The organism is Ruminococcus sp. 210702-SL.1.03, assembly GCF_020559915.1.
Classification (GTDB): Bacteria; Bacillota; Clostridia; order Oscillospirales; family Ruminococcaceae; genus YE71.
Genome location: NZ_JAJCLZ010000051.1, coordinates 1 through 6213 on the forward strand (window position 1 = coordinate 1; position 6213 = coordinate 6213).

8 protein-coding genes are annotated in these 6213 nt (G+C 38.0%); all 8 read left to right on the forward strand.

All coding sequences use genetic code 11. The annotated features are described in order from the left end of the window. The coding region (locus LI114_RS12845; protein ID WP_227221014.1) for a VanZ family protein at nucleotides 1-712 on the forward strand (712 nt) is incomplete at its 5' end. 145 nt (nucleotides 713-857) lie between these two features. Beyond that, on the forward strand, nucleotides 858-2324 hold the full coding sequence (locus tag LI114_RS12850; RefSeq protein WP_227221015.1) for an AAA family ATPase: 1467 nt from the start codon (nucleotides 858-860) through the stop codon (nucleotides 2322-2324). 18 nt (nucleotides 2325-2342) lie between these two features. After that, nucleotides 2343-3233, forward strand: a complete 891-nt coding sequence (locus LI114_RS12855; protein WP_227221016.1) for a hypothetical protein — start codon at nucleotides 2343-2345, stop codon at nucleotides 3231-3233. A 26-nt stretch (nucleotides 3234-3259) separates the two neighbouring features. Beyond that, on the forward strand, nucleotides 3260-4123 hold the full coding sequence (locus tag LI114_RS12860) for an AraC family transcriptional regulator (protein ID WP_227221017.1): 864 nt from the start codon (nucleotides 3260-3262) through the stop codon (nucleotides 4121-4123). A gap of 74 nt (nucleotides 4124-4197) precedes the next feature. Then, nucleotides 4198-4716, forward strand: coding sequence for a dTDP-4-dehydrorhamnose 3,5-epimerase family protein (locus LI114_RS12865; protein WP_227221018.1), 519 nt, complete (start codon nucleotides 4198-4200; stop codon nucleotides 4714-4716). After that, nucleotides 4706-4918, forward strand: a complete 213-nt coding sequence (locus LI114_RS12870; RefSeq protein ID WP_227221019.1) for a hypothetical protein — start codon at nucleotides 4706-4708, stop codon at nucleotides 4916-4918. Before LI114_RS12865 ends, LI114_RS12870 begins: the two co-directional genes overlap by 11 nt. Before the next feature lie 65 nt (nucleotides 4919-4983). Continuing rightward, on the forward strand, nucleotides 4984-5142 hold the full coding sequence (locus tag LI114_RS12875; RefSeq protein WP_227221021.1) for a transposase domain-containing protein: 159 nt from the start codon (nucleotides 4984-4986) through the stop codon (nucleotides 5140-5142). Nucleotides 5143-5266: 124 nt separating this feature from the next. Continuing rightward, nucleotides 5267-5971 carry a hypothetical protein gene (locus tag LI114_RS12880; protein WP_227221020.1) on the forward strand — a complete coding sequence of 235 codons (705 nt, stop codon included), beginning with the start codon at nucleotides 5267-5269 and terminating at the stop codon, nucleotides 5969-5971. Nucleotides 5972-6213: the final 242 nt, after the last annotated feature.

A 6213-nucleotide genomic window follows, 5' to 3' on the forward strand; every position in this document is an offset into this window, starting at 1 on the left:
CATTTTTTCACTTCCCTTTCTGGTTTTTATTGCTTTTATTCTACCAGATTTTTGGACGTTTGTCGACTGTTCTTTCAGTATAACATATCAAAATAAGGAGAGACAGATGTATGCTATAGTAGATAAAATTTGTGTTAACATCATCTCGGCACTCTATCAATATTTATTTGTGTCTATAGTTATGGCAGCTCTTTTTATGCTTTTGTATACAGAGTGGAAAAAGATTGGATTGAAAGCTGTGCTTTGTAATTGGATGAATGAATTTAAAAAATCCAAAGAATATAGAAGAATTTATATGTTGGCGATATATACTTGCTTAATTCTTTTTAGAACCATATTTTGCCGTCAGATTTGGGGAAATCCAATAGGAAATGTTCTTGGAAATTGGAGTTTTCATTTTTCTGATGGCACGTTAAGTACAGAATTAATAGAGAATATTTTTCTGTTTATTCCGTTTTCAATGCTTATGCTTTGGGCATTAAAAGATAAGATTCTCAAAGGGAAGAAGGGATTTTTGCAAATCTGTTATAGGACAGCTAAGATTTCCTTTTTATTTTCCCTTAGTATAGAAGTGTGTCAAATTATCCTTCGTGTCGGAACTTTTCAAATATCTGACCTAGTGACTAATACAGCTGGGGGATTGATAGGTGGCATTATATATTGGAGTTATTGCAAATTAAAAAACATAAGAGCTAGTTCGAAGCACATATAAATAGAATGATTGATAATAGAAAAAGCCGTGTAGACTTATCTACACGGTAGCTGCTCAAGAATTTGCACACCGCTACGAGGTGAGCAGCAGGCAACACAGCGGAAGCTGTGGCGAAGATGCAGAAAAGTATGGGAGGACTTTAATAATGAAAATTATACATAAAACAGACACATGGCCTCCTCGTACAGGTGATTATAAAAACTGTTTGGTGTTATATGATGACAATTGGAACGATTATTGTTATACTACGACATTTCATGCAGTTTTTTGTGATGTTGATGGCAAGTGCATAGACATCGGCGATGTGAAGATCTATTACTATGACTATGACAAAAAGCGAACTGATACCTATGGGAGGGCTGTCGCTGGGATTATTGACAGAAATATCATTCAACTGGGCGAGAAATTTTGTTCCCTTGGTCAGACGTTGAACTATTATCAAAGACTGAAAAATAATTGCCCAGATGATTACCTTGACATTTTTAAAAGATTGAATGACATTGCAATCGACCATGATTTAAGAAATAAGTTCCTAGAAGAGGACGGGGTTCAGACATCGCTTCTCCGAGATTCAAGTGCAGAAAAGGCTTTGAACGAGGCTGAATTGTTATTAAAAACAAATCAATTGCTTGAGAAAGATGTGTCATTTAGCTATTTTGCAAAAGTGCCTTATAATACAGATAGAATGCAACTCTTTTTCGATTTTAAGAAAAATGAAAATCTTCCGTACAGAATAAATGCATTGATTGGAAAAAATGGCGTAGGAAAGACACAAATCCTTTCGCATCTTGCGGAATCACTTAGTGGACTTACAGGAAGTGTTTCAGAAAAAGAAGAATCGTTTAAGGGCAAGCGTCCACCGGTGGATAAGGTTATATCGATTTCATATAGTGCCTTTGATGAATTTCGTAAGCGTGTGGCAGAAGGAAATGATTATAAAGACAATAGTTACGCATACTGTGGAATACAGTCTGAACATGGGACTTTATCCCTAGATGAACTGAAGCATAATTTTCTTAAAGCATTAGAAACCATTCGCCATAGGGGGCGTTTGGAATCATGGAAAACTATCATGCAGGAGTTGATTGAGAAAGAGCATCTTGATTTGATTGAACAGACAGTAGAAGGTAAGATAGATAATATTCATTGGAGTTCAGGCCAATATATACTGCTCTGTACAATGACTGAAGTAGTGGCAACAATTGAAAAAGAATCTATTTTATTGTTTGACGAACCAGAGTTGCATTTGCACCCTAACGCAGTTGCCAATACGTTGCGGATGCTTTATAGATTGCTTGAAGAATTTGATTCTTATGCGATTTTTGCGACACATTCGCCTTTAATTGTTCAAGAAATTCCTTCGAGATATGTGCAGATATTGTCAAGAATTGATAATGCTCTTATGGTGAGAACACCGACATTGGAATGCTTTGGGGAAAATGTTACGAATATTACAAATGATATTTTTGATGTAAATGGATCAGAAAGCAATTATAAGACAATTCTAAATGATCTGAGCAAAAAAATGAGTTTTGAGGACGCTTTAGGGATTTTTGATGGGGCATTGTCTTTCAACGCAATGATCTATTTGAAAGGCTGTTACAAGGACTAATAAGAGATTATGAATCAGTTGAGTGAACCAACGATAAATAATGAAGAGGTATTCGAGAATGTGGCTCAAAGCAAAACATACAGGAATGATCATTGTAAAGAATGTAGTATAACGCAAAAAGATTGCAAAGTGTGTAGCTATGGGAACCGGGGAAAAATGCTGAATCTAAAAGATAAGGTTTTTCAGCGATACCAATTTTATTTTCAGAATAAAAATACATTACATGAAATAAGACCTATAAAAATGATGAATCCTGATGAAGTGCAGTTGATGGCTAATTCTTATAAAACAAGCAAAGTATTCCAAACGGTAAAAAATCAACTGCTTGACAATGTTCCCAAAGAACGCAGAGGTGTATGTCCGTTTTGTATGATTTCAGAACCGACAACAATGGATCATTATTTTTCAGAAAGTGAATATCCTGAGTATATTATATTTGCTCCTAATTTGGTTCCGTGTTGCAGTCATTGCAATAGTGTAAAGGGAAAACGATTGTTTCTGAAAAATGAAGGTGAGATAAAAAGAACAGTTATTCATTTTTATTATGATGTTCTTCCGCAGACGAAATATCTTAAATCTACATTTTATGTGATTGACAAAATTCCACAAATTTCATTTTGGTTAGAATTCGAGAATGAAACAGAGATTACGGGAATTATTAAGAAGCATTTTGAAACATTGCATCTGCTTGAACGGTATCGGAAACGAAGCAATGGTATTTTATCTACAGAATGCGAAAATATCAGAGTGTGTCTAGTGAATGGTTTCTCAGTAAAGGACTGTGTTCGATTATTGAGATGCAAAGCACAATCTTCAGAAAAAATATTTGGTAAAAATTACTGGGAAGCATGTATTTACAGAGCGATGAGCGAAAGTGAAGACCAATTGATGAAGTTGGTAGAAAACTAAATGAACAAGCAGGAAAGGAGCAGCTTATGGATCAAGAACTATTCAATCCACAGTCTTCTTCCGTAAGTTCCTCCCGAATCATTTACACCCCATCAACCTTTGCAAGAACATCCTTGCTCCATCTGCAGGAGGTTGGCTCTTTGCAGGCTGTTCACCCACATGTATCCCAGAGAGAGGATTTGGTGTCGTTTCTTTGCTTTATTGTTTTGTCTGGCGAGGGAGAACTTTCCTACGAGGAGCAGACTTATCAGCTAGGCCAGGGAGACTGCGTGTTCATTGATTGTCGGAAAGCATATAGCCATTCGACTTCTGACAATCTCTGGTCTCTCCAATGGTGCCATTTCTATGCACCGTCCCTTCCGGCTGTATATGAAAAATACAAAGAGCGAGGCGGCCGACCTGTGTTCCACCCGGATGACATAGCTTCGTTTACCAGTCTGCTCAGTGACCTCTACAATCTGGCATCATCTTCCGATTATATCCGGGATATGCGAATTAATGAGAAACTGGGGACTTTACTCACCTTACTGATGGAACAGTCCTGGCATCCAGAGAGCGTGACGGTGAGCCGGAAGAGAATGGAACTGGCAGCCGTGAAGGAGTATCTGGACGAACATTATACGGAGAAAATCATGCTGGAAGAGTTGGCAGAAAAGTTCTTTATTAACAAGTTCTATCTATCCAAAATCTTCAAAGAGACTTACGGAACAACAGTCAATAACTATCTGATCTCAAAGCGGATCACCAGAGCCAAGCAGCTGCTTCGCTTCACAGATATGACTGTGGATGAAGTTGGTGTTGCGGTCGGCATGGGAGATGCAAACTATTTTAGTCGGATGTTCCGCAAGGTGGAAGGAATCAGTCCAAGAGAATATCGGAAGCAGTGGTGAACACAGGGGAGAACATCCTGTGTTTTCCTAAAAAGCATATAGTTTGAAACGAAAATAAAGAAAGAGGTGCAACGATGAATACAAGACAGGCGAAGCCAATAATACTCACAGCTCCGGCCTTTGAAGACTTCAGAGGATATCTTGCCGTGCCATACGACCAATCTATAAAGTTCACTGTTCGACAGATCAACCAGGGATACAGCAAGAAAGCGTTCACGCTGCGTGGTATGCATTTTCAGGAAGGGGAACACGCACAGGCGAAGCTGGTGTCCTGCCTGCATGGTTCGATTTTCAATGTGGCTGTGGATCTGCGCCCGGGGGAAACCTACGGTCATGCTTACAGTGCGGTGCTGTCTTTTGAAAATCGAAAGCAGATGCTGATTCCCAGAGGTTTTGCGCATGGATACCTGACGTTGGAAGATGATACCTTGATGCAGTGGTGTGTGGATAATGATTTCTATGGTGAAGCTGCCAAGGATGTACGGTATGATTCGGATTTTGTCTGGGAAGGTGAGCCGTGGCCGGAAGCTGAGTATATAATATCGGAAAAAGATCGGAATGCTGTGAGATCGGAGAATTTTTGTGGGAGATAAAAGACCATATAAACCAAGAAAACCCGGTGCCGGTCGGAAACCGTTGAAGCTGAACTATGATGCGGCAGCTATCCTGCAGGAGCAAATGGAAGCGGCTGTGGCTCTCTACGAAGAAGATAACTCTCTTCAGACGATTGCAGACACACTATCTCTCAATCCCATCAAGGTGCGGAAGCTATTGATCATGGCCGGTGTTTATTAATCGGAAATTGCAGATGCGGTGAATTCTGCTTTTGAGGAAAAGCAGGGGATGCCTTATAAAGAAGCATCGTTGAGACAGCAAAAGCGAACAGGCTTGATGTTTTCAGGTATTTTGAGCTGATTCTTACCGTTCTTCCCGGCATGGAGTTTCTGACTAATCCGGATATTCTGGAAGAACTGATGCCGTGGAATATATCTGTGCAGAAAATCTGTAAAGCAACATGAGTAATCCTCGAACCGCAGCTTGGGGATCTTTTATTTAGGGGCGGTATGTTATTAGGCGGGTACGAAAGAACTTATTCTGAGAAAGTAATTACGTACATTAAAAACAATATTTTGGGAGAAAGAAATGAATAAAATGCAACAAAGCAATAAAAAGCGTAATAAATCATGGTACATATTTGCAATCGCTATGTTTTCGATTTTAGCCGCCAGCATTTATTCATTGTATATTACTAAATCCTATGAAAATATAAGTGTATCCGATGCTGATTATCTTCATCAGGTTAAACTAATTTTAATTGCAAATTTGATTTCCTTTTTTGCTGTTTCATTTGCTATATCATGTATTTTAACACCTATTGTTCACTTTATTTGGCACCCCGATTCGTCAATTAATAAAGAGTATTATAATAAATATCAAATGAGATTTTATCGTATAGAATCATTTGTAATTACTATTATTTTAATGATTCCTATAATATTTTTGATGAATATATCGAAACAATTTAATTTAAAACATTTTAGTGCATTTGCGCAAATGAAAATGTTGGTTTGCGTAGATAAAAATATTAGCGAAGAATCGGAAACAGAAATAGAACTATTTGAGTCGGCTCCATATTGTGAAACATATTGGCGAGGCGAAAAAAAAGTTAATGGTCTGGCAATTCAACTTTTAACATCTGTTGAAAGTGATGATCATAGAAAGAAGTTTCTAATTCCATATAAAGATGCAATAAATTGTTATGAAAAATATAGTAAATCAAAGTATGAAATAATATACTATACAGATAGCAATATTGTTGTTTCTATAAAAAAAATCGACGAAAATTGAAGTGCAAAGTGAATATTTATAATGGTTCCAAAAAATAAACCGTGTAAACGCAATAATCGTCAAATTTCTGACAATACTAAAATTGCAGCCAAACAGGGCAACGCTGAGAAGCGGCCTGACGCAGGCTGTGAGATGAAACTGTGGAAAGCGGCGGCAGAAATGTCGTCATTTTCCACCGGATATCTCTAAAGCGGATAAACCTCAGGGGTTTGGGGACAGAGTCCCCGACAGCCGTCAGGCTG